Consider the following 21004-nt stretch of genomic DNA (forward strand, 5'->3'; position numbering starts at 1 on the left):
GACGAAGGAGTCTCCCCCATGGCGAAGGCAGTCGGTATCGACCTCGGCACGACCAATTCGGTGATCGCAGCCTGGGAGGGGGGCGAGCCCGTGGTCATACCCAACGCCGAGGGGGCCAGGACGACGCCGTCCGTGGTCGCCTTCACCGAGAGCGGGGAGCGGCTGGTGGGCCAGCTGGCCCGTCGGCAGGCGATCCTCAACCCGAAGGGGACCATCACCTCGGCGAAGCGCTTCATCGGCCGCCGCTTCGACGAGGTGAGCGAGGAGGCGAAGGCGGTCTCCTTCGACGTGGTGGACGGCCCGGGCGGAGTGGCCCGGTTCGAGGTCCACGGCAAGCAGTACGCACCGGAGGAGATCAGCGCCCAGGTGCTGCGGAAGCTGGTCGAGGACGCCGGCAAGGCGCTCGGCGAACGGGTCACCGAGGCCGTGATCACCGTGCCGGCCTACTTCAACGACGCCCAGCGGCAGGCGACCAAGGACGCCGGCAAGATCGCCGGCCTTGAGGTGCTCCGGATCATCAACGAGCCGACCGCGGCGGCCCTGGCCTACGGGCTGGACAAGAAGGGCCACGAGACCGTCCTGGTCTTCGACCTCGGTGGCGGCACCTTCGACGTGAGCATCCTGGACGTCGGCGACGGGGTGGTCGAGGTGCGGGCCACGGCCGGCGACTCCCACCTGGGCGGCGACGACTTCGACCGGCGGCTGGTGGACTACCTGGCGGACGGCTTCCAGCAGGCCGAGGGCATCGACCTGCGCAAGGACCCGCAGGCGCTGCAGCGGCTGTTCGAGGCGGCCGAGAAGGCCAAGACCGAGCTGAGCTCGGTCACCCAGACCCAGGTCAGCCTGCCGTTCGTGACCGCGGACGCCGCCGGGCCGAAGCACCTGACCGAGACGATCCGCCGCGCCACCTTCGACGAGATCACCGCCGACCTGGTCGAGCGCTGCCTGGGCCCGGTGAGGCAGGCGATGGCCGACGCCAAGGTCACCGAGAGCGACATCGACGAGGTGATCCTGGTCGGCGGCTCCACCCGGATCCCGGCCGTCCAGGCCCTGGTCCGGCGGCTGACCGGCGGCAAGGACCCGAACATGACGGTGAACCCGGACGAGGTGGTCGCGCTCGGCGCCGCCATCCAGGCCGGGGTGCTCAAGGGCGAGGTGAAGGACGTCCTGCTGCTTGACGTCACCCCGCTGTCGCTGGGCGTGGAGACCGCCGGCGGCGTGATGACCAAGATCATCGACCGGAACACCACCATTCCCGCCCGCCGCTCCGAGACCTTCTCCACGGCCGCCGACAACCAGCCCGCCGTGGACGTGGTGGTGCTCCAGGGCGAGCGCGAACTCGCCGCCGACAACCGGGTGCTGGGCCGGTTCCGGCTGGAGAACATCAGGCCGGCGCGGCGCGGCGAGGCGCAGATCGACGTCACCTTCGACATCGACGCCAACGGCATCCTCAAGGTCAGCGCCAAGGACAAGGACACCTCGGCCGAGCAGTCGATCACCATCAGCGAGGGCTCCAACCTGGACCCGGGCGAGGTGGAGCGGATGATCTCCGAGGCGGAGCGCAACCGCGACTCCGACCAGGCGCTGCGCGAGGTGGTCGACGCCCGCAACGAGCTGGACGCCGCCGCCTACCAGGTCGAGCGCCGGCTCGGCGAGCTGGGGGACGCCGCGCCGCAGCACGAGCGCGCCCGCGCCGAGCTGCTGGTCGAGGAGGCCCGGACGGCGGTCAAGGAGGAGGCGCCGCTGGACAGGTCCCGCAGCCTCACCTCCGAGCTGCAGCAGGTCTTCGCCGCGCTGGCCGCCCACTCCGCCGGCTCCGCCGGTCCGGCCGCGCCCACCGGGGAGGCCCCGTCCTCCGCCCCGTCGGGCGGTGGCGACGACGACGTCATCGACGCCGACTTCGACCGAAGCTGAGGCGGCGCCATGTCGGACCAGGACATGTCGAACCAGGACAGGCCGCAGCAGGACAGGCCGCAGCAGCAGACCGGCACGCCCGAGGAGTCCGCGCCCCCGCCGGAGGCGACCGGCATCATCGCCGAGCTGGAGGACAAGTGGCGGCGCGCCCTCGCCGACCTGGACAACCTGCGCAAGCGCCACGCCCGCGAGCGGCCCGGTGAACTGGCGGCCGAGCGGGTCCGGGTGGCCCGCGCCTGGCTGCCGGTGCTCGACAACCTGGAGCTGGCGCTCGCCCACGCGGACCCCGACGACCCGATCGCCCAGGGCGTGAAGGCGGTCCGCGACCAGGCGGTGGAGGTGCTGCGCGGCCTCGGCTATCCGCGCAACGACGAGACCGGGGTGCCCTTCGACCCGGCCCTGCACGAGGTGGTCACCATGGTCGACGCCCCGGACACCGCGCCCAACACCGTGGTCCAGGTGATCCGCCCCGGCTACGGCGAGCCCGACCGACAGCTGCGGCCGGCCGCCGTCGCGGTCAGCCGGAAGCAGGAGTGAGCCGCCCCATGGCCCGCGACTACTACGAGGTGCTCGGGGTCCCCCGGACGGCCGACGCGTCCGAGATCCAGCAGGCCTTCCGCACCCTGGCGCGGAAGTTCCACCCGGACGTGAACCGCGACCCGGGGGCTGAGGACAGCTTCAAGGAGCTGAACGAGGCCTACAGCGTGCTCTCCGACCCCGACACCCGGAAGCGCTACGACCGCTTCGGCCCGGACTTCCGGCAGATCCCGGAGGACTACGACGAGCGCGTCGGCGCGGGCCGGGGTCACGGCGGCCGGGGCTACGCCGGCCAGGGTCACGGCGGCCAGAGCTACGGCGGCGGTTTCGGCGGCGCGGACTTCGGCGGCGGCTTCGACGGCTCCGGCATCGACTTCGAGGACCTGTTCGGCGGCATGTTCGGCGGCCGGGTGGGCCGCAGCGGCGGCGCGCCGGTCCCGGGGGCGGACCAGGAGGCGGAGCTGACCCTCAGCCTGGAGGAGGCCTACCGGGGCGGCCGACGGAAGATCACCCTCGGCGGCCCCGGCGGCGAGCGCGGCTACGACGTCACCATCCCGGCCGGGGTGGTCGACGGGCAGCGGATCCGGCTGGCCGGGGAGGGCGGCCGGGGCCGGGCCAAGGGCTCGGCCGGCGACCTCTACCTGGTGGTCCGGATCGCCCCGCACCCGCAGTTCCGGCTCTCCGGCCGCGACGTCCACGTCGACCTGCCGGTCACCCCCTGGGAGGCCGCGCTCGGCGCCCCGGTGCCGGTCACCGGGCCCGGCGGCACCGCCAAGGTCCAGGTGCCGCCGGGCACCTCCACCGGCCGCCGGCTGCGGCTGCGCGGCGAGGGGATGCCCAACCCCAAGGGATCCCCGGGCGACCTCTACGCCGAGATCCGGGTGATGGTGCCGCCCTCGCCGAGCCCGCGCGAACGCGAGCTGTTCGAGCAGCTGGCCGCCGACTCGACCTTCGACCCGAGGCAGCAGACATGACCACACCCCCGCCCCCCGGTACCAGCTATCCGCTGGTGCTCGTCCGCCGCGCCGAGCCCTACCGGTTGAGCCTGGAGAGCACGGCCCGGCTCTCCGGCCTGCCGCCCGAGCTGGTCCGCCGCTTCGTCGCCCTCGGCCTGGTCGACGCCGGCCGGGACGACCGGGGACGGCTGTGGTTCCGCGCCGGGGCCCCGCGGCCCTCGCCCGGGCGCAGCGGCTGCGGGCCGGGCTGTCCCTCAACTACGCGGCGGTCGGGCTGGTACAGGACCTGCTCGACCGCATCGACCTGCTGGAGCGAGCACTGCGCCGCAGTGAGCGAGCTGCCAAGGAGCGAGCCCGATGGACATGAACCGCCTGACTGAGAAGTCCCAGGAAGCCCTGCAGGAGGCGCAGAGCATCGCCGTGAACCTCGGCCAGAGCGAGGTCGACGGCGAGCACCTGCTGCTGGCCCTGCTCGACCAGCAGGACGGCCTGACCGGTCGGCTGCTCGAACAGGCCGGCGCGGACCCGGCGGCGCTGCGCAGCGCGGTCGAGACCGATCTCGCCGGACGCTCGCGCAGCACCGGCCCCGGGGCCGCGCCCGGTCAGGTGCGGGTCACCCAGCGGCTGTCCCGGGTGCTCAACACGGCCGAGCAGGAGGCCAGGCGGCTCAAGGACGAGTACGTCTCCACCGAGCACCTGGTGCTGGCCCTGGTCGACGAGGGCTCCACCACGGCGGCCGGCCGCCGACTGGCCGCCGCGGGCGTCACCAAGGACTCCTTCCTCTCCGCGCTCGCCCGGGTGCGCGGCAACCAGCGGGTCACCTCGGCCAATCCGGAGGCCTCCTACGAGGCGTTGGAGAAGTACGGCCGCGACCTGGTGGTGGAGGCCCGCACCGGCAGGCTCGACCCGGTGATCGGCCGGGACGCCGAGATCCGCCGGGTGATCCAGATCCTCAGCCGGAAGACCAAGAACAACCCGGTGCTGATCGGCGAGCCGGGCGTCGGCAAGACCGCCATCGTCGAGGGCCTGGCGCAGCGGATCGTCCGCGGCGACGTCCCCGAGGGGCTGCGCGACAAGACCGTGTTCTCGCTGGACATGGGCTCGCTGGTGGCCGGCGCCAAGTACCGGGGCGAGTTCGAGGAGCGGCTGAAGGCGGTGCTCGGTGAGGTGAAGGGGGCCGAGGGCGCGATCCTGCTCTTCGTCGACGAGCTGCACACCGTCGTCGGCGCCGGCGCCGCCGAGGGCGCCATGGACGCGGGGCAGCTGCTGAAGCCGATGCTGGCGCGCGGCGAGCTGCACATGATCGGCGCCACCACGCTGGACGAGTACCGCAAGTACATCGAGTCCGACGCCGCACTGGAACGCCGGTTCCAGACGGTGCTGGTGGACGAGCCCACGGTGGAGGACACCATCTCCATCCTGCGCGGCATCCGCGAGCGGCTGGAGATCTTCCACGGCGTCAAGATCCAGGACGGCGCGCTGGTCGCCGCCGCCACCCTCAGCCACCGCTACATCACCGACCGGTTCCTCCCGGACAAGGCCATCGACCTGGTCGACGAGGCCTGCGCCCGGCTGCGCACCGAGATCGACTCCATGCCCGCCGAGCTCGACGAGCTCAGCCGCCGGGCCACCCGGCTGTCGATCGAGGAGGCCGCGCTGGCCCAGGAGACCGACCCGGCCAGCGCCGCCCGGCTGGAGGACCTGCGCCGCGAACTGGCGGACCTGCGCGGCGAGGTGGACGCCAAGCACGCCCAGTGGGAGGCCGAGCGCCAGGCCATCCGCAAGGTCCAGGAGCTGCGCAAGGACCTGGAGCAGGCCCGGCAGGACGCCGAGGAGGCGGAGCGCGCCTACGACCTCAACCGCGCCGCCCAGCTGCGCTACGGCACCGTCAGCGACCTGGAGCGCCGGCTCGCCGCCGAGGAGGAGCGGCTGGCCGTCAAGCAGGGCGAGACCCGGCTGCTGCGCGAGGTGGTCACCGCCGAGGAGATCGCCGACATCGTCTCCGCCTGGACCGGCATCCCGGTCACCCGGCTGCAGGAGGGCGAGCGGCAGAAGCTGCTGCACCTGGACGACATCCTGCGCGAGCGGGTGATCGGCCAGGACGAGGCGGTGCAGGTGGTCGCCGACGCGGTGATCCGGGCCCGCTCGGGCGTCCGCGACCCGAAGCGGCCGATCGGCTCGTTCATCTTCCTCGGCCCGACCGGCGTCGGGAAGACCGAGCTGGCCAAGACCCTGGCCGCGGCGCTCTTCGACAGCGAGCACAACATGATCCGGCTGGACATGAGCGAGTACCAGGAGAAGCACACCGTCAGCCGGCTGGTCGGCGCGCCCCCCGGGTACGTGGGCTACGAGGAGGGCGGCCAGCTCACCGAGGCGGTCCGGCGCAAGCCCTACTCGGTCATCCTCTTCGACGAGATCGAGAAGGCGCACCCGGACGTCTTCAACACCCTGCTGCAGGTGCTGGACGACGGCCGGATCACCGACTCCCAGGGCCGCACCGTCGACTTCCGCAACACCGTCATCATCATGACCTCCAACCTGGGCTCCGCCTACCTGCTCGACGACGCCACCGCCAACGGCGAGATCAAGCCCGAGGCGCGCGAGCTGGTCATGGGCGAGCTCAACAGCCACTTCCGCCCCGAGTTCCTCAACCGGGTCGACGACATCGTGCTGTTCCACCCGCTCGGGCTGGCCCAGATCGAGCGGATCGTCGACCTGCTGCTCGAAGAGCTGCGCCGCCGCCTCGCCGAGCAGCGGATCGACCTGCGGCTCACCGAGGAGGCCCGCCGGCTGATCGCCGCCGAGGGCTACGACCCGGTCTACGGGGCCCGGCCGCTGCGCCGCTTCATCTCGCACGAGGTGGAGACGAAGATCGGTCGGGCACTGCTCGGCGGCGAAGTGGGCGCCGGCGGTACCATCCTGGTCGAGGTCCGGGACGGCGAACTGGCCGTCACCTTCCAGGGCGCGCCGGAGGATTCCCCTTGAGCAGTCCCGAGAGCAGTCCCGAGAGCAGCAGCCGCGTCGTCCGCTGCACCGAGTGCGGCAAGTCCAACCGGGTCCCGGCAGCCGCGGCCGGGAAACCGCGGTGCGGCAGCTGCAAGGCCCCGCTGCCGTGGATCGCCGACGCCGGGGACGCAGACTTCGCCCTGGTCGCGGAGCAGGCGGGGCTGCCGGTGCTGGTCGACCTGTGGGCGACCTGGTGCGGCCCCTGCCGGATGGTCAGCCCGGCGCTGGAGCAGGTCGCCGCCGAGCTGGCCGGCCGGATCAAGCTGGTCAAGGTCGACATCGACCGGTCGCCGAGCCTGGCCCGGCGCTTCGAGGTGCAGGCCGTGCCCACGCTGCTGCTGCTCGACCGGGGCCGGATCATCGCCCGCCAGGCCGGGGCCGCCTCCGCCCCGGTGCTGCGCCGCTGGGTGGAGACGGCTCTGGCCGACCGCGCCGCCCAGCCGTAATCCGGTCCTGACCAGGTGATATCCAGGTGATATACACCTGGTATGCCCAGTTCCCCGCCCGCTGACCGCCTGGTGTCCGCCCTCGCCCGGGTGCTCTCGCCGCGCGGGGCGCTCACCCTGCACCGGGTGGACGGGAACCTGATCTTCGCGCTGCGCGCCGCGCTGGCAGTGGCGCTGCCCTCGCTGCCGCTGGTGCTGACCGGCCGCAGCGGCCTCGCGGTCTACGTCATCCTCGGCGCCTTCACCACCACCTTCGGCCGCAACCTGCCGTATCCGCGGCGCGCCCGGGCGCTGGCGCTGGTCGCCGTGGCGATGACCGGCTGCGTGGGCTGCGGCTCGCTGCTCGCGGTGGGGGCCGACCCGCAGGCGGGCGGGGCGGGGCGGTCGCGGTGGTGGCCGCGACCGCCGTGGTGGCCGGGCTGGCCAAGCTGGTCTGCGACGCGACGCGGTTGGGCGGCCTCGGCGCGGTGCTGCTGCTCTTCTCCTTCGCCGTGGCGGCCAACGGCTCCCCCACCCTCGCCGAGGTCCCCCAGCACACGGCCCTGGCCGCCGCCGGAGCGGCCGTGGCCTGGCTGCTGGCCATGGCGGGCCGGCTCTGGCACCCGGACCGTCCGCAGCGGCTGGCGGTGGCGGCGGCGCTGCGGGAGCTGGCGGAGCTGCTGGACGCCGCCGGACCCCCGGTCGGCGGACGCGCCCGCCACCGGGCCACCGGCGCCGTGCTGCAGGCCTACCGCAGCCTGGATCTCGCGCCCCCGACAGCGGCGGGCGGCTCCGCCCGCGGCGGGGTGTGCGTGCGGCTGACCGACCTCTCCTGGTCGCTGCTGATCAGCTCCGCCCGCCGTTGGCCGGACGAGCCGGCCGTCCTGGCGGGGCAGCTGCGCCGCCAGGTACGGCTGCTGGTGGACCGGCGCAGCCGACTCCCGCTGCTGCTGCCCGAGCTGTCGCTGCCCGGGTTGTCGCTGCCGTCCACGGCGACCGGGTTCGGCCCGCTCCCCGCCGACCGGGCCGCCGAGCTGGTCGCCGGTGGCCGCCGCCGGGCCGCGGCGCTGCTGGTCCCGGCGCTGCGGATGGCGCTCGGCACCGCCGTCGCGGGCGGACTGGCCCTCGCCCTGCACCTCGGCCACGGCTACTGGGCGGCCATCTCGGCCGCCGCCGTGCTCCACTCGGTCAACGTCCGGACGACGGCGCAGCGCGCCGTCCAGCGGACGCTGGGGACCTTCGTCGGGCTGCTGGTCGCGGTCGGCGTGATCGCACTGCACCCGGGCCCGGCGGCCCTGGTCGGCGTGATCATCCTGCTGGAGTTCCTGCTGGAGTACGTCGTCGCCCGCAACTACGGCCTGGGCATCGTCTTCCTCACGCCGATGGCGCTGCTGCTGAGCGAACTCGTCGTCCCCACCCCCGCCGGGCTGCTGGTCCGGGAGCGGGCGCTGGCCAGCGTCCTGGGGATCGCCGTCGGGCTGCTCTGCGCGCTGCTGGTGGTCCACGACCACGCCGCGGTCCGGGCCGAGCGCGCGCTGACCGGGTGCACCGACGCCGCCGGGGAGGCGGAGCGCGCGCTCGGCGGCGGGCCCGGCCCCTCGGTCGCCGTCGTCCAGCTGCGGCTGGCGGCGGCAGTGGTGGAGCTGCACGACGCCGACGACGCGGCGGCCGGCGAGCTGTGGCCGGCCGGGGTCGACCCGGCCGAGCTCGCCGCCGCCGAGCAGCGCGCCTACCTGCTGCTCGAACGCCTCGTCCCGGGGGACTGACGGCTCATCCGGCCCGTTCGACGGTGACCTTGAGGTGCTTCATGATCGGCTGGTCGCTCTGGGTGCTGTAGTCGCCGATGGCGCACAGGACGTTCATCTCCGGCATGTAGCCGGCCGCGCAGCCGCGCGGGATGTCGTAGGGGACGGCGAGGTAGCCGTGGAGCGAGCGGGTGCTCCCGTCCCTGGCGGTGCTGGTGACGTCGACCGGGTCGAACTCGCCGATCCCGCGCTCGCGCATGTCCTCCCGGTTCAGGAAGACCAGGGTGCGCAGGTTCTTGATGCCCCGGTAGCGGTCGTTGTCGGAGTAGATGGTGGTGTTCCACTGGTCGTGCGAGCGCATGGTCCCCAGCGCCAGTGTGCCGGGGGCGGGGACCACGTCGGGCAGCGGGGCGCAGGAGAACTCCGCCCGCCCGGACGGGGTCAGGAAGACCAGCTCCCGGGCGGGCTGCCTGATCCGGAAGCCCAGTGGCAGCCGCACCCGCCGGTTGAAGTCCTCGAAGCCGTCCAGCACCTCGGCCATGGTGTCGCGGATCCGGTCGTAGTCCTCCACGTACCACTCCCACGGGGTGGCGCTGTCCGGCAGCGCGGCCCGCGCCATCCCGGCGATGATCGCCGGCTCGGAGAGCAGCTGCGGCGAGCCGGGGCGCTTCATCCCGCGCGAGAGGTGGACCATGCTCATCGAGTCCTCGACGGAGGTGTTCTGCAGCCCGCCGCGCTGCTGGTCCTTCTCGGTGCGGCCCAGGCACGGCAGGATCAGCGCCTGTCGGCCGTGCACGATGTGGCTGCGGTTCAGCTTGGTGCTGACGTGGACGGTGAGCTCGCAGGAGCGCAGCCCCGCGTAGGTGTAGGGGGTGTCCGGCGCGGCCAGGGCGAAGTTGCCGCCCATGCCGATGAAGACCTTGATGCTGCCGTCGTGCATCGCCTTGATGGTGTTGACGGTGTCCTTGCCGTGCTCGCGCGGCGGATCGATCCTGCAGACCTCGGCGAGCCGGTCCAGGAAGGCCGCGCCCGGCCGGTGGTCGATGCCGCAGGAGCGGTTGCCCTGGACGTTGCTGTGCCCGCGCACCGGCGAGGGGCCCGCGCCCTCCCGGCCCAGGTTTCCGCGCAGCAGCAGCAGGTTGACGATCTCCCGGACGGTGTCGACCCCGTGCTCGTGCTGGGTGACGCCCAGGCACCAGCTGATGATGGAGCGGTCGGCCTCGCGGTAGACCCGGGCCGCCCGGAGGATGTCCCTGCGGCTCAGCCCGGACTGCCGCTCGATCTCCTCCCAGGAGTCCGCCTCGCAGACGGCGCGGTACTTCTCGAAGCCGGTGGTGTGGCGCTCGATGAACTGCAGGTCCAGCGCCTTGGGATCGGCCGGGGCCTGCTCCAGCAGCGCCTTCGCCATCCCGCGGAGCAGCGCCATGTCGCCGCCGATCCGCACCTGGAGGTTGAGGGTGCTGGTCCGCGTCGCCTTGAACAGGGCCATGTCGACCAACTCGTGCGGCACGATGGTGCGGGTGGCGGCCGCCTCCACCAGCGGGTTGACGTGCACGATCTGCGCGCCCCGGCGGTAGGCCTCGGCCAGCGCGGTGAGCATCCTGGGGGCGTTGGAGGCGGCGTTGACGCCCATGATGAACAGCGCGTCGGTGGCCTCCCAGTCCTTCAGGTCGGCCGTCCCCTTTCCGGTGCCGATCGAGGCCGTGAGCGCGCGTCCGCTGGCCTCGTGGCACATGTTGGAGCAGTCCGGCAGGTTGTTGGTGCCCAGCTCACGGGCCATCAGTTGGTAGAGGAAGGTGGCCTCGTTCCCGAGCCGGCCGGAGGTGTAGTAGGCGGCCTGGTTCGGGTCGTCCAGTTCCCGCAGCGTCCGGCCGACCAGGGCGAAGGCGTCCGGCCAGCTGATCGGGACGTAGTGGTCGGTCGCGGCGTCGTAGACCATCGGCTCGGTGAGCCGGCCCTGGTCCTCCAGCGCGAAGTCGCTCCACTCCATCAGCTCGGTCACCGTGTGCGCGGCGAAGAACGCGCGGTCGACCCGCTTGCGGGTCATCTCCCAGGTGACGTGCTTGATGCCGTTCTCGCAGATGTCCAGGTGCAGGCCCTTGAGGTCGTCCGGCCAGGCGCACCCGGGACAGTCGAAGCCGCCGTTCTCGTGGTTCATCCGGAGGATCGCCCGCGGACCGTCCAGCAGTTCGCGCTCGCCCACCAGGACCTTGGTCACGCTCGCGGCCGCGCCCCAGCCGGCGGCCGGGTGGTGGTACGGGCTGAACTGCGGAGGCTGCTCCGGGGCGGCCCCGATGCCGGGCTCGACCGGGTCCTGCTGGGCGTCATCGGAGGCGTTCACCACGGGCACCTTCCGCCGTTCGGGCATGGGCCGACACTCGGTCTCCGCACTCAGGCTATGCCGGTTGATCTACCACCGCCCAGCGTCGGCGGCCCGCCGAAGCTCGTCGCCGCGATCTGGTTCGACAAGCGGGTGCTGCTCGGCATCCCGGCCGGCACCGGTCTCACCCCGGAGGCGTTCCGCCCCGGCGACGCGGTTGCCGGTCAGTGACCTGCGGCGGAGAGGCTGCTGGTGTAGTGGTGTCGGGTGGGGCTGGTCCAGTGGACGTCGTGGGTGGCGGGGTCGTGGCGGACGCGCCAGCGGGCGCGGTGCTTGAGCAGATGGTGCCGCCGACAGAGAGCGATGAGATTGTCCGGGGTGGTGGGCCCTCCGGCCCGGGGGTCGTCGTGGTTGAAGGGGACGACGTGGTCCAGGTCGCATTGGTCGGCGGCGCGGGTGCAGCCGGGGAAGCGGCAGGTCGCGTCGCGGGCGGTGACGTGGCGGGCGACCTCGGCGGTGGGCCGGTAGGAGGTGGGGTCGGTCCTGACGAGACGTCCGGTGGCGGGTTCGACCAGGAGCCGTCGCCAGATGCTGCCGGGCGCAGTCGCCAGCGCGCGGGCCTGGGCTGCGGTGACCGGCCCGTAGCCCTTGAGGTCGGCCGGGTCCTGGCCGGTGCCGATCAGGGTGTCGTACGGGACGGTGACCGACACCGTCGTCACCGGGGAAGTTGTCCCGGATTCGTGGACAAGTTCGCCGGGCCGCGTGACGAGGTCGACCAGGGCATCGGCACGACGCTGGCGCAGTGTGCGGCCGTCGTCGCTGCGGCGGGCGTGGGTGTCGACGGCGGCGTCGACGCGCAGGGCGTCGACGGCCGTCAGCAGCGCGCCGTACCAGGCCATGCCGTCCGGACGGGGCTGCAGGGCGGTGTGCCGGTCCTCGCCGGCCCGCCGGTGGCGCTCCTCGGCGCCGACGGGGTCGGCCTTGATCACAGCGCGGGCGATGGCCTTGCGGGCCGCACCGACGGTCTGCTGCGGGAACCGGTCGACGGTCAGCTCCTCCACCCTCGTCGCGACCGGGTCGTCGAGGTTGGCGGTGAGCTCGGACAGGACCTTGGCGTGCATGAGCTGGATCCGCCCCTGCGCCAGCAGCGCGACCGTGCGCGGGAACCGGCTCACGATCGCCCGCGCCTCCACCAACCGGCCCCGCGCCGTGTCCGGCGACACCCTCAGGGCGCACGCGACCTGCTCCCCGGTCTCCAGGAAGTCCACCAACGCGTCCGGCTGCCCCGGAATGCACTCCAGCGGCTGTGCCTCCAGCCCGGCCAGCAGTTCCAACTCGATGGCCTGCAGCCAGCGAAGGTGTCGCTCCACCGCCACCAGGGCGTCGACCCGGCCCGCCGCCGACAGCACCGCGCCCGCCAGCCCTGCCAGCCCTGCCAGCCGCGCCGCGCTGTCCGCACCGGGCACGCACCGCGCCAACTCCGCCACCACCACGTCATCCACGACCAACACCCCCAGACTGTTCCGTACACCCCTCATCCTCACTGCCGCCACTGACAATTCCGGCCCCCGAAGAGGGGTCCGACCGGAATTCAGCGACGCGAACGGTAGTGCAGCCACCTCCCGTGCGCCCCCATGATCCGCCCCCTCCCCTATTTCGAACCTGTCCTGATTTCCGGGACAGATCCCGGCCCGTCGCGAGGCCGGTCGACACGTCGGTCGGCACGTCGGTCGGCGGGCCGAGGTCCATGATCGCGGCGAGGAGGAGGACGGTCGGGACCGGCCAGGACCGACCTCGGGCGCCGGGGGGTCAGTTGGAGCGCAGCGCGGGGTGGTCGGCGACGACCGTGCAGGAGCCGGGGGCGATCTCGGTGAAGCCGGCGTCGCGGACCGTGGGCAGGCCGGAGCCGGTCAGCACGGACCAGCGCTCGGGGCTGGCAGTGCGCACGGCGAGGGCGAAGCCGGAGTCGCGCCACGCCGCGCGGTCCGCGTCGGACAGGGCCCACCAGGCCAGTTGCGCGCCGTGACCGGCCTGGGCCATGGACTTGCCGGTCGACATCGGGACGTCCGGGTTGAACCAGAGCACCGGCAGCAGCGCGTCCGCGGCGGTCGGCGGCTCCGGGTCGTCCAGCTCGGTGCCCGAGACCTGGAGCTTGACCAGCTCCTTGGGCCAGCCGTCCAGTGGCACCGGTGGGAACACCCGGACCTCGGCCGACTTGCCGGTGAGCGTCAGCCCAGGCAGCTCGGAGGCCCGCCGCCACTCGGAGCCGCGGGCCCGCCGCACGACCTTCCGGATCCTGGCGTCCTGCCAGGCGTGCACGCGCTCGGCCCACTCGCCGTCCGGCTCGGTGGCGCGGGGGTCGGAGAGCAGCGTGAGCACGGCTCGGGCCGCGGTCTCCAACGCGTCGGTGTGCGCGGGCGGATCGTCACGCTCGATCCGGACGACGAGCGGGAGCACGTACTGGGGCGCGGCGTCGCGGTCGTCGGACTGGTCGGCGAAGGGGCTGCTGCTGGTCATCGGGCCAGTCTCGCAGCCCGCCCGGGGGTGTTCGCTACCCTGGTACCCATCGCCGCACGTCAGGAGCTCGTCACCATGGTCACCACCGCAATCGCCCAGCCCGTTTTCCGCACCGCCGGGGCCGAGGATGTGCCTGCGCTGGTGGCACTGATCGAGTCGGCGTACCGCGGTGACTCCAGCCGCGCGGGGTGGACCACCGAGGCGCACCTGCTGGACGGGCGGCGCACGGATCCCGAGGGCGTCAGCGCGGTGATCGGCGCCGAGCACAGCCGGATGCTCGTGGCCGAGGCGGACGGCGAGATCCTCGGCTGCTGCCAGCTGGAGAGCCGCGACGGCCACGCCTACTTCGGCATGTTCGCCGTGCGTCCCACTCTCCAGGGCGGCGGTCTGGGCCGACAGGTCCTGGCCGAGGCCGAGCGTCTGGCGCGCGAGGAGTGGGGCGCGGACGAGCTGCACCTGACCGTGATCACGGCCCGGGAGGACCTGATCGCCTGGTACCTGCGCCGCGGCTTCGCCCGCACCGGGCGCAGGAGCGCGTTCCCCTACGGCGAGGAGCGCTTCGGCCGGCCCAAGCGCGACGACCTGGAGTTCGAGCTGCTGGTGAAGGAACTGCCCCAGGGCGCCTCCGCCAGGACCGAGGACAGGGCGTCGAGGGCGGACGGGTAGTCGAGGTCGGACGGGGCGGCGAAGCCGATCAGCTTGGAGTTCGCCGAGACCGCGGACGGACGGGCCGTGACGGGTGCAGTCCGACATCGACTCCGCTTCGCCGGGGCCGTCCGCAGGCAGGGTGACCAGGGCGTGCAGACCGGCCGGGACGCCGTGGGCGGTGAGGGCCGGTGCCGTCGGCGCGCAGCACGTCGCTGAGCAGACCGACGGACTGGTAGTAGCCCGAGGTGATCACGATGCGGTGCGGGGTGGTGAGCACCCACGGGTGCGCCCGAGGTAGTCGGCGAGCGCCGTGCGCAGCTAGATCCGGCCCTGCGGGTCTCCGGCGCCGAAGTCCTCGGGGCGGGCGCGGGTGAGCACCCGCCGGGTGGCTGCGAGCCAGGCGCGGGTGGGAAAGGCGCTGACGTCGGGGAGTCCGGGCCGCAGGTCGTGGACCGGCCGTGCCGCTGCCGGTCCGGGGGGCGCGGGAGCCGGGGCGAGCGGCGGCGCCTCGGCGACGGAGGTGCCCGATCCGGGACGTGCGGTCAGGTGGCCCTCCTCGACGAGTTGGTCGTAGGCGGCGGTGACGGTGCCCCGCGAGAGCCCGAGCTCCTGGGCGAGGCCGCGGGTGGACGGCAGGAGCGTTCCGGCGGCCAGGCGTCCGTCCCTGATCGCCGCACGCAGCGCGGACTCCAGGCCGGCCCGCCGCCCGCTCGCCGCGGTCAGGTCGACATGGAGGTCCAACCGGGAACTGGACCAATGATTCGACATGGGACTGGATCTTATTCCGTGGTCCGGATGCCGCCTAGGTTGATGGCCAGGGCCTCGGCCCGACAACGAAGGAGACCCGGCGGAGAAGGAGACCCAGCGGTGATCGTGATCGCCCACCTCAGCGACATCCACATCGGCGACGGCCACGGCGACCACGCGCAGCGCAGCGTCGAGCGCACCCGGGCGGTCATGGACTACCTGGAGGACCTCCCGTTCGATCTGGACACGGTCCTGGTGACCGGGGACATCGCCGACCACGGCCGGCCGGCCGAGTACCAGCAGGCCCGCGAACTGCTGGCCTCCCGGCACCCGGTACTGGTCTGCCCGGGCAACCACGACGAACGCGCCGCGTTCCGGGAGGGCCTGCTCGGGCAACCGGGATCGGCGGCGCCGGTTAATCAGGTGCACCGAGCCCCCGGCGTCGTCGTCGCGCTCTGCGACTCCTCGGTACCGGGCAAGGACGAGGGCTACCTTCAGGACGAGACGTTGGCCTGGCTGGACGGCGTGCTCGACGGCACGCCGGACGGGGTGCCCGTCCTGGTCGGCTTCCACCACCCGCCGGCCCTGCTGCACAGCCCGTTCATCGACGGCATCCGGCAGTTCGGCGCACAGCGGCTCGCCGAACTGGCCGGCCGCCGTCCCGGCATCGTCGCCTTCCTGTGCGGGCACGCCCACACTCCGGCGGCGACCACCTTCGCCGGCCGGCCGCTACTGGTCGCCCCCGGGGTCGTCTCCACGCTCCGGCTCCCCTGGGAGCACCGTGCCCACCCGGAGGACCACGTCCACCTCGGTCCTCCGCCCGCGCTCGCCTTCCACGTCCTGGACGACGAGCGTCGGTTGACGACCCACTACCGGTGGGTCGACACCAGCTGAGCCACCCGCAGCGGGCTGCCGACCGGGTCGGCGCAGCTGGGCGGCCAGGACCGTGCGGGCCTCGGCCATGGAGGGGCCGTACCAGGTGAGATGGCGACCGCTGAGCAGGGCGGCGGGCAGCCCCGGGAAGGCTTCGGGGCCGTCGGTGGCGGTGAAGCGGTAGGGCTCGTCGGGCAGGACGACGAGGTCGGCTCCGGCGTCGCGCAACCGCTCCAGCGGGATGGCCGGGTAGCGGTCGGCGTGGTCGGCGTAGACGTTCCGGACGCCGAGCCGACGCAGCACGTCACCGGCGAAGGTGTCGCGTCCGAGGACCATCCAGGGCCGCCGCCAGATGGGGACGACGGCCGCCGCGGTCGCGGGACCGGGCCCCGCCCAGGGGGCGTCGCTGTCGCTCCAGGCGGCCTCCGCCCGGTCGAGCCAGTCGGGACGCGGGAGGCCGCAGGCCGTGACCAGCATCCGGTCCAGGGAGCGCAGCGCCTGGTCGACGGTGCGGACCTCGGTCACCCAGACCGCCGCTCCCGCAGCCCGCAGGGCCTCGATGTCGGGGGCCCGGTTCTCCTCCTCGTTGGCGAGGACCAGGTCGGGGGCGAGCCCGAGGATCCGGGCGACGTCGGGGTTCTTGGTGCCGCCGACGCGCGTGACGTCCAGGTCGGCGGGGTGGCTGCACCAGTCGGTGGCGCCCACCAGCAGCCCGGGCGCGGAGCAGGCCAGCGCCTCGGTCAACGACGGAACCAGCGAGACCACCCGCCGGACCGGCCCCAGGCGCACCGGCGTGCCCCGGTCGTCGGGCTCGGTGCGGGTCCGGCGGGCGGGCGCGGGCTGCGGCGGATTCATGCCGTCGACGCTACCGCCCGCCGGGGCGGCGGCGGCGCCGGTGAGTACCCTGGTCGGGTCACCGTCCCGAGCCGACACACCTTCCGGGGGCATCGTGGAGTTCGAGTTCACCAGCGAGATCCATCACTGGCGCGGCCCCGCGCCGCACCACTTCGTGACCGTCCCGCCGGAGCGGTCCGCGGACATCCAGGCGCTCGCCGCCGCCGTCACCTACGGCTGGGGCATGATCCCGGTGGGCGTGCGCATCGGCGGCACCGACTGGACCACCTCCTTGTTCGCCAAGGACGGCGGCTACGTGCTGCCGGTCAAGAGCGCCGTCCGCAAGGCCGAGTCGCTCGACCTCGGCGACACCGTCACCGTCCGGCTGACGGTCCACGGCCGCTGAGCCGCCGGGACGCGAGCCGGGCGAGCCTTGCCTTCAATGCTCCATATCCGAGTGTCCGTCGGGTGACGCGCAAGAACCCTTGGAACCCTTGTTCCTGCCCGGCTCAGCCGGGGCTGACGGAGGGACGGGAGGTGACGGCGGTGCCGAAGAGCGTCAGGATGAACAGCGCCACCGACAGCACGTGCACGGCGGTGCAGTACAGGCAGATGGCGTTGATGTCGAAGAGCTCCGCGTAGACGAGGTAGAGCGCGGTGCCGATCCCGGCGACCGACAGCAGCAGCCGCCCCGTCCGCAGCAGCCGGTTCGGGCTGCGCCACGCGACCGGCACATTGGCGGCGGTCATCGCGAGGAAGTAGGCGACGCCCAGCCAGACCACCGGGATGCCCAGCAGCACCGACTCCGGGCTGGTGGTGACCTTGCGGCAGTTGATGACGGCGTTCTCCGGGCAGGCGAGCAGCGTCGGGCTGGTGTAGTGCTCGACGGTCAGGTAGGCCGCGACGGCGAGACCCGCCAGCGCCAGCACCATGCCGAGCAGCGGCAGCGCCCTGGGCACGGCGGTCGGCCCGAGCTGCGCCGAGGCCCGCGACGGGGAGGTCTGCAGGGAGTCGGAACGGCCGCTCATCCCAGCTTCCCCTCGTAGGCCGCGACCGCGCTGGAGCTGCAGACGGTGGCGGGCTGGTTGCCGGTGAGCTTGCACAGGGCGGCGGTCAGCGCGTTGGCGGTGCCGTCCACGGCCTGGGCGATGGGGTTGCCGGGGGTGTCGAGGACGGCGGCCACCTGCTGCTGGGTCTTGCCGGCGAGCAGTCCGGGGTCGTAGGAGGCGCCGGAGACGACGAACCGGTTGCCCAGGTCGGCGAAGGGGATGGCGCCGGTACTCGCGGAGGCGACGTAGGGCGGGGCGTCGTAGGTGGAGAGGAGCTGCTGCTGGGCAGCGGTCGGGGTGTCCAGGGTGCCGTAGCCGTTGCCGGAGGCGGCGGGCTGGTTGGTGTTGGTCTCCACGCCGCTGAAGGCCAGGTAGGCGCTGGTGTAGGTGGCGCCGTGGAAGGAGAAGGTGGGCGTGTTGGGGTCCACGTCCGAGGAGGAGGAGTGGGTGAGCTGGAGGTTCTGGAAGGTCCCGAAGCGGGACAGCGCGATGATCATCGGCCAGCGTTCCGCCGCGCAGTACGGGCAGTACTCGGCCCCGACGTAGACGACCTCGGGCTTGCCGCCGCTGGTCAGCGCCGCAGCTCCGGAGACGGTGCCGGGCAGGGTGCTCACCTTCCCGGCCCCCACCTGGTCCAGGACCTGCGGGGACACCCCGGTCACCTGGGCGACCAGGGCGGCCGGGGCCGCTCCGGCCATGGCCTGGACGGCCGCGGGGGCCTTGGCCGCAGCGGCGGCGGGGGACGTGCCGTGGTCGGCGAGCTTGACGCCGACCAGGGTGGCGACGGCCAGGACGACCGCCGTGGTCGCGGCCACGGCGCCGGTGATCATCCGACGGCGGTGCAGCTCGGCGGCGCGGAGCGCGGCTATGCGCTCCCGGGCCAGTCGGCGGTCGTCCTTCGGCTGGACTGACATGAGCGGTACTCCTCGGTCTGGTGCGACTCGGTCTGGTACGACGGTGGGTGACGGTTCATCGGTTCCGGACGGGTACCTCCGCGGAGCGGAGGGGGTGACCGTGCTCCGACAATATGGATTCTCCTGGACGGTGCCGCCCGCGCGGTAGGCGGTCCCGGTCCTCCCCGGTGCGGCCGAAGGCCGGCAGGGCGCGGCTCGCTGTGGGCCGTCGCCGCACACGGCGGGCGAGTTGGAGCGTGGTCCGGACAACTCCGGTGCAGGGCAACGATCTCCGCCACAGCATCCGTGGCGGTCGGGCGCCGGGTCCGGGACCGGCGGAGGTACGGATCACACCATCATGACCAGCAGAAAGGCCATGGCGACGCTCATCGCCGGGTCGCAACGGTTCGCCCCGCGGGGCACGAAGAGCCCACCGGCCGCCCCCGCCGACAGCGACCGAGGACAAGGGGTGGCGTCGCGTGGCGTGGCGAGCGAGAGCGTGTTCCGGGCAGTCAACACGTTGACAGGGCGCCGGGCGGACACGTTCGCATCTGCCCAGGGGACGGTCTGCACCGCAGCCGGAGTCTGACCGTTGCCGACGCTACTGGCCGACGGCGCGGCGACGGCCGTCGCCGCGGCGCGCGCCGTCGCCGGAGGCCGGTGGGTTCACGGCGCGGGGCGGGATTCGGGGCGGAACTCGTGGGTGACCTCGATGGGTCCGACGATGTGCGCGTTGAACTCCGCCAGCTCCTCGGCCGGCACCCACAGCTCCAGAATGGTTCGCCCGCCGGCCTGTTGGACGGGGTAGCGCGCGACGAAGTCCGCGTCGACCTCGAAGCGGGTGACGTAGCCGACGCCCGAGGCGGGCACGTTCCAGTCCCGGGCGATGCGGATCGCGTAGTCCTCGTTGAGCACCGGATAGAAGATCGGCTGCTCGGGCAGACGCGGCGGCCACGCGCGCCAACCCGAGGCATCGACCAGCGCGAGCTCGTCCGGGCCGACGGGACGCCACAGCGTCATCGTGCTCACGGGCTCGCTCGTCATCGCGCACTCCTACTGCTTCTGCTGCTTCTACTACTTCCAGGTCTTCGGTCCGCTGTCGACCGTAGTGCTTCGGACGAGCCGAGTGCGAGCGGATATCCGCAGCTGGCGGGCGGTGTCAGCGCCGCCGGTTACCGTCGGGACCATGGCGACGACTACGGGGATCGAGTACGTAAGGGGCGACGCGACCACACCGTTGGGCAAGGGCCCGAAGGTGATCGCGCACGTCTGCAACGACCTGGGCGGCTGGGGGAAGGGCTTCGTCCTGGCCGTATCGCGGCGCTGGCCGGAGCCGGAGAAGGAGTTCCGGCGCTGGCACCGGGCGCGGGCCGGAAACGACTTCGGGCTCGGCGCGGTGCAGTTGGTGCAGGTCGGCCCCCGCCTGTGGGTGGCGAACATGGTCGGCCAGCACGGCATCCGCACCGGCAGCAAGGGGGTGCCCGTGCGCTACGAGGCCATCGACACGGCGCTGGCGACGGTCGCGGTCGAGGCCGCCGAGCGCGGTGCCTCGGTGCACATGCCCCGCATCGGCTGCGGCCTGGCCGGTGGCCACTGGGAGCGCGTCGAACCGCTCATCACCGAGCGGTTGGTGACGCCCGGGATCGCCGTCACCGTCTACGACCACGGGCACGACCACAACCACAACCACAACCACGACCACGACCACGACCACGACCACGGGCAGCCTCGCCCCTTGCCCCGATCTTCGCGTTCTTCCTATGATTGATTCTAATGCAATAACTCTTATGTACTAGTTCAAAGGACGATCCCATGGCGAGCACGGACTACCAGGCGACCGAGCGCACGATCCCGACCCGCTCGCGGGAGCGGGCCTCCTACGACCGCGAACTGGTGCACTCGATCCTCGACCAGGGCTACCTCTGCCATCTCGGCTTCGTCCGCGAGGGCGCTCCCGTGGTCCTGCCGACGCTCTACGCCCGCGTCGGGGAGCACCTCTACCTCCACGGCTCGACCGGCTCGCGTCCGCTGCGCGGGGCCGCGGACCCGGGGTTGCCGGTCTGTGCGACCGTGACCCATGTCGACGGGCTCGTGCTGGCGCGCTCCGCCTTCCACCACTCCATCAACTACCGCTCGGTGGTGGTGCACGGGACGGCCCACCAGGTCACCGATCCGGCCGAGCGGGCGCTCGCCCTGGACGCCATCGTCGAGCAGGTCGTCCCGGGTCGCAGCGCCGACTCACGGCGGGCCAACGCCCGCGAGCTGGCGGCGACCGCCGTGATCCGGCTGGACCTGGACGAGGTCTCGGCCAAGCTCCGCACCGGCGGGCCGGCCGACGACCCCGAGGACCTGGAACTCCCTTACTGGAGCGGCGTGCTGCCGGTCGGCAGGGCCTACGGCTCCCCCGAACCCGCGGGCGACCTCGACCCTGCGGTGGCGCTGCCCGCCTACCTGTCGACCGGGTCGGACCAGTTCCGGGTGAGGTAGTGCCGGCGCAGCACCCGGCCCGGACTGCAGGCGGAGCCGCCGAGCAGGTTCGC

17 protein-coding genes and 4 pseudogenes are annotated in these 21004 nt (G+C 73.1%); 13 read left to right on the forward strand and 8 right to left on the reverse strand.

The features are described 5' to 3' along the window. Positions 1-18: 18 nt before the first annotated feature. From dnaK to BS75_RS43140, 7 genes and pseudogenes are all read left to right on the forward strand, one after another. Positions 19-1914, forward strand: coding sequence for a molecular chaperone DnaK (dnaK, locus tag BS75_RS03490; protein WP_034087145.1), 1896 nt, complete (start codon positions 19-21; stop codon positions 1912-1914). 9 nt (positions 1915-1923) lie between these two features. Further along, positions 1924-2451, forward strand: a complete 528-nt coding sequence (locus BS75_RS03495; RefSeq protein ID WP_081982072.1) for a nucleotide exchange factor GrpE — start codon at positions 1924-1926, stop codon at positions 2449-2451. A gap of 8 nt (positions 2452-2459) precedes the next feature. Then, on the forward strand, positions 2460-3425 hold the full coding sequence (locus tag BS75_RS03500; RefSeq protein WP_034087146.1) for a DnaJ C-terminal domain-containing protein: 966 nt from the start codon (positions 2460-2462) through the stop codon (positions 3423-3425). Beyond that, positions 3422-3774 (forward strand): annotated as a pseudogene (locus BS75_RS43135) (chaperone modulator CbpM). The gene BS75_RS03500 and the pseudogene BS75_RS43135 overlap by 4 nt, the downstream one beginning before the upstream one ends. Further along, a complete protein-coding gene (gene clpB, locus BS75_RS03510; RefSeq protein WP_034087147.1) occupies positions 3765-6392 on the forward strand; it encodes an ATP-dependent chaperone ClpB in 2628 nt (875 codons plus the stop codon). The pseudogene BS75_RS43135 and the gene clpB overlap by 10 nt, the downstream one beginning before the upstream one ends. Next, positions 6389-6859 (forward strand): thioredoxin, encoded by a 471-nt coding sequence (gene trxA, locus BS75_RS03515; RefSeq protein ID WP_034087148.1) that lies wholly within the window; start codon positions 6389-6391, stop codon positions 6857-6859. Before clpB ends, trxA begins: the two co-directional genes overlap by 4 nt. A 42-nt stretch (positions 6860-6901) precedes the next feature. Continuing rightward, a pseudogene (locus BS75_RS43140) lies at positions 6902-8604 on the forward strand (FUSC family protein). Positions 8605-8608: 4 nt separating this feature from the next. On the opposite strand, the gene BS75_RS03525 reads toward BS75_RS43140, so the two are convergent. Continuing rightward, positions 8609-10924 carry an FdhF/YdeP family oxidoreductase gene (locus BS75_RS03525; protein WP_034092329.1) on the reverse strand — a complete coding sequence of 772 codons (2316 nt, stop codon included), beginning with the start codon at positions 10922-10924 and terminating at the stop codon, positions 8609-8611. A 57-nt stretch (positions 10925-10981) separates the two neighbouring features. Here BS75_RS03525 and BS75_RS47765 point away from each other — a divergent pair, with 57 nt between their 5' ends. Beyond that, positions 10982-11134 (forward strand): hypothetical protein, encoded by a 153-nt coding sequence (locus BS75_RS47765; RefSeq protein ID WP_156164202.1) that lies wholly within the window; start codon positions 10982-10984, stop codon positions 11132-11134. On the opposite strand, the gene BS75_RS03530 is transcribed toward BS75_RS47765, so the two are convergent. Next, positions 11128-12414, reverse strand: a complete 1287-nt coding sequence (locus BS75_RS03530; protein ID WP_052069143.1) for an HNH endonuclease signature motif containing protein — start codon at positions 12412-12414, stop codon at positions 11128-11130. The genes BS75_RS47765 and BS75_RS03530 overlap by 7 nt on opposite strands. Positions 12415-12712: 298 nt before the next feature. After that, complete coding sequence (locus BS75_RS03535; protein ID WP_034087149.1) at positions 12713-13420, reverse strand: peptidyl-tRNA hydrolase; 708 nt, start codon at positions 13418-13420, stop codon at positions 12713-12715. Between the two features lie 75 nt (positions 13421-13495). Between BS75_RS03535 and BS75_RS03540 the strand changes: the two genes are divergently transcribed. Beyond that, the gene (locus BS75_RS03540; RefSeq protein WP_042440304.1) at positions 13496-14086 is read left to right on the forward strand and encodes a GNAT family N-acetyltransferase; all 591 of its coding nucleotides are present in this window, start codon (positions 13496-13498) and stop codon (positions 14084-14086) included. Between the two features lie 300 nt (positions 14087-14386). Here BS75_RS03540 and BS75_RS45945 read toward each other — a convergent pair whose 3' ends face one another. Further along, positions 14387-14836, reverse strand: a complete 450-nt coding sequence (locus BS75_RS45945; RefSeq protein ID WP_331281398.1) for a GntR family transcriptional regulator — start codon at positions 14834-14836, stop codon at positions 14387-14389. A 99-nt stretch (positions 14837-14935) separates the two neighbouring features. Here BS75_RS45945 and BS75_RS03550 point away from each other — a divergent pair, with 99 nt between their 5' ends. Next, positions 14936-15709: a metallophosphoesterase gene (locus BS75_RS03550; protein ID WP_034087150.1), complete on the forward strand. Its 774-nt coding sequence runs from the start codon at positions 14936-14938 to the stop codon at positions 15707-15709. A 30-nt stretch (positions 15710-15739) separates the two neighbouring features. On the opposite strand, the pseudogene BS75_RS45950 reads toward BS75_RS03550, so the two are convergent. After that, positions 15740-16477, reverse strand: a pseudogene (locus BS75_RS45950) (helical backbone metal receptor); the annotation flags it as partial. 160 nt (positions 16478-16637) lie between these two features. On the opposite strand from BS75_RS45950, the gene BS75_RS03555 reads away from it, so the two are divergent. After that, positions 16638-16928: a DUF1905 domain-containing protein gene (locus BS75_RS03555; protein WP_034092332.1), complete on the forward strand. Its 291-nt coding sequence runs from the start codon at positions 16638-16640 to the stop codon at positions 16926-16928. Between the two features lie 103 nt (positions 16929-17031). On the opposite strand, the gene BS75_RS03560 is transcribed toward BS75_RS03555, so the two are convergent. From BS75_RS03560 to BS75_RS03570, 3 genes are all read right to left on the reverse strand, one after another. Beyond that, positions 17032-17550 (reverse strand): vitamin K epoxide reductase family protein, encoded by a 519-nt coding sequence (locus BS75_RS03560; RefSeq protein ID WP_197091890.1) that lies wholly within the window; start codon positions 17548-17550, stop codon positions 17032-17034. Further along, on the reverse strand, positions 17547-18485 hold the full coding sequence (locus tag BS75_RS43885) for a DUF929 family protein (protein ID WP_052069145.1): 939 nt from the start codon (positions 18483-18485) through the stop codon (positions 17547-17549). Before BS75_RS43885 ends, BS75_RS03560 begins: the two co-directional genes overlap by 4 nt. Before the next feature lie 645 nt (positions 18486-19130). Continuing rightward, the gene (locus tag BS75_RS03570; protein ID WP_034087151.1) at positions 19131-19508 is read right to left on the reverse strand and encodes a hypothetical protein; all 378 of its coding nucleotides are present in this window, start codon (positions 19506-19508) and stop codon (positions 19131-19133) included. A gap of 142 nt (positions 19509-19650) precedes the next feature. On the opposite strand from BS75_RS03570, the pseudogene BS75_RS03575 reads away from it, so the two are divergent. Beyond that, a pseudogene (locus tag BS75_RS03575) lies at positions 19651-20133 on the forward strand (macro domain-containing protein); the annotation flags it as partial. Positions 20134-20276: 143 nt separating this feature from the next. After that, positions 20277-20951, forward strand: a complete 675-nt coding sequence (locus tag BS75_RS03580) for a pyridoxamine 5'-phosphate oxidase family protein (RefSeq protein WP_034087152.1) — start codon at positions 20277-20279, stop codon at positions 20949-20951. Positions 20952-21004: the final 53 nt, after the last annotated feature.

Origin of the sequence: Streptacidiphilus albus JL83, from assembly GCF_000744705.1 — a bacterium.
Classification (GTDB): domain Bacteria; phylum Actinomycetota; class Actinomycetes; order Streptomycetales; family Streptomycetaceae; genus Streptacidiphilus; species Streptacidiphilus albus.

Bases quoted from the DNA above. Each gene is read 5' to 3' on its own strand.
- BS75_RS45945 (WP_331281398.1), bottom strand. From the start codon at position 14,836: ATGTCGAATCATTGGTCCAGTTCCCGGTTGGACCTCCATGTCGACCTG.
- BS75_RS43885 (WP_052069145.1), bottom strand. From the start codon at position 18,485: ATGTCAGTCCAGCCGAAGGACGACCGCCGACTGGCCCGGGAGCGCATA.
- clpB (WP_034087147.1), top strand. From the start codon at position 3,765: ATGGACATGAACCGCCTGACTGAGAAGTCCCAGGAAGCCCTGCAGGAG.
- BS75_RS47765 (WP_156164202.1), top strand. From the start codon at position 10,982: ATGCCGGTTGATCTACCACCGCCCAGCGTCGGCGGCCCGCCGAAGCTC.
- BS75_RS03560 (WP_197091890.1), bottom strand. From the start codon at position 17,550: ATGAGCGGCCGTTCCGACTCCCTGCAGACCTCCCCGTCGCGGGCCTCG.
- BS75_RS03570 (WP_034087151.1), bottom strand. From the start codon at position 19,508: ATGACGAGCGAGCCCGTGAGCACGATGACGCTGTGGCGTCCCGTCGGC.
- BS75_RS03580 (WP_034087152.1), top strand. From the start codon at position 20,277: ATGGCGAGCACGGACTACCAGGCGACCGAGCGCACGATCCCGACCCGC.
- BS75_RS03540 (WP_042440304.1), top strand. From the start codon at position 13,496: ATGGTCACCACCGCAATCGCCCAGCCCGTTTTCCGCACCGCCGGGGCC.
- BS75_RS03495 (WP_081982072.1), top strand. From the start codon at position 1,924: ATGTCGGACCAGGACATGTCGAACCAGGACAGGCCGCAGCAGGACAGG.
- BS75_RS03535 (WP_034087149.1), bottom strand. From the start codon at position 13,420: ATGACCAGCAGCAGCCCCTTCGCCGACCAGTCCGACGACCGCGACGCC.
- dnaK (WP_034087145.1), top strand. From the start codon at position 19: ATGGCGAAGGCAGTCGGTATCGACCTCGGCACGACCAATTCGGTGATC.
- BS75_RS03500 (WP_034087146.1), top strand. From the start codon at position 2,460: ATGGCCCGCGACTACTACGAGGTGCTCGGGGTCCCCCGGACGGCCGAC.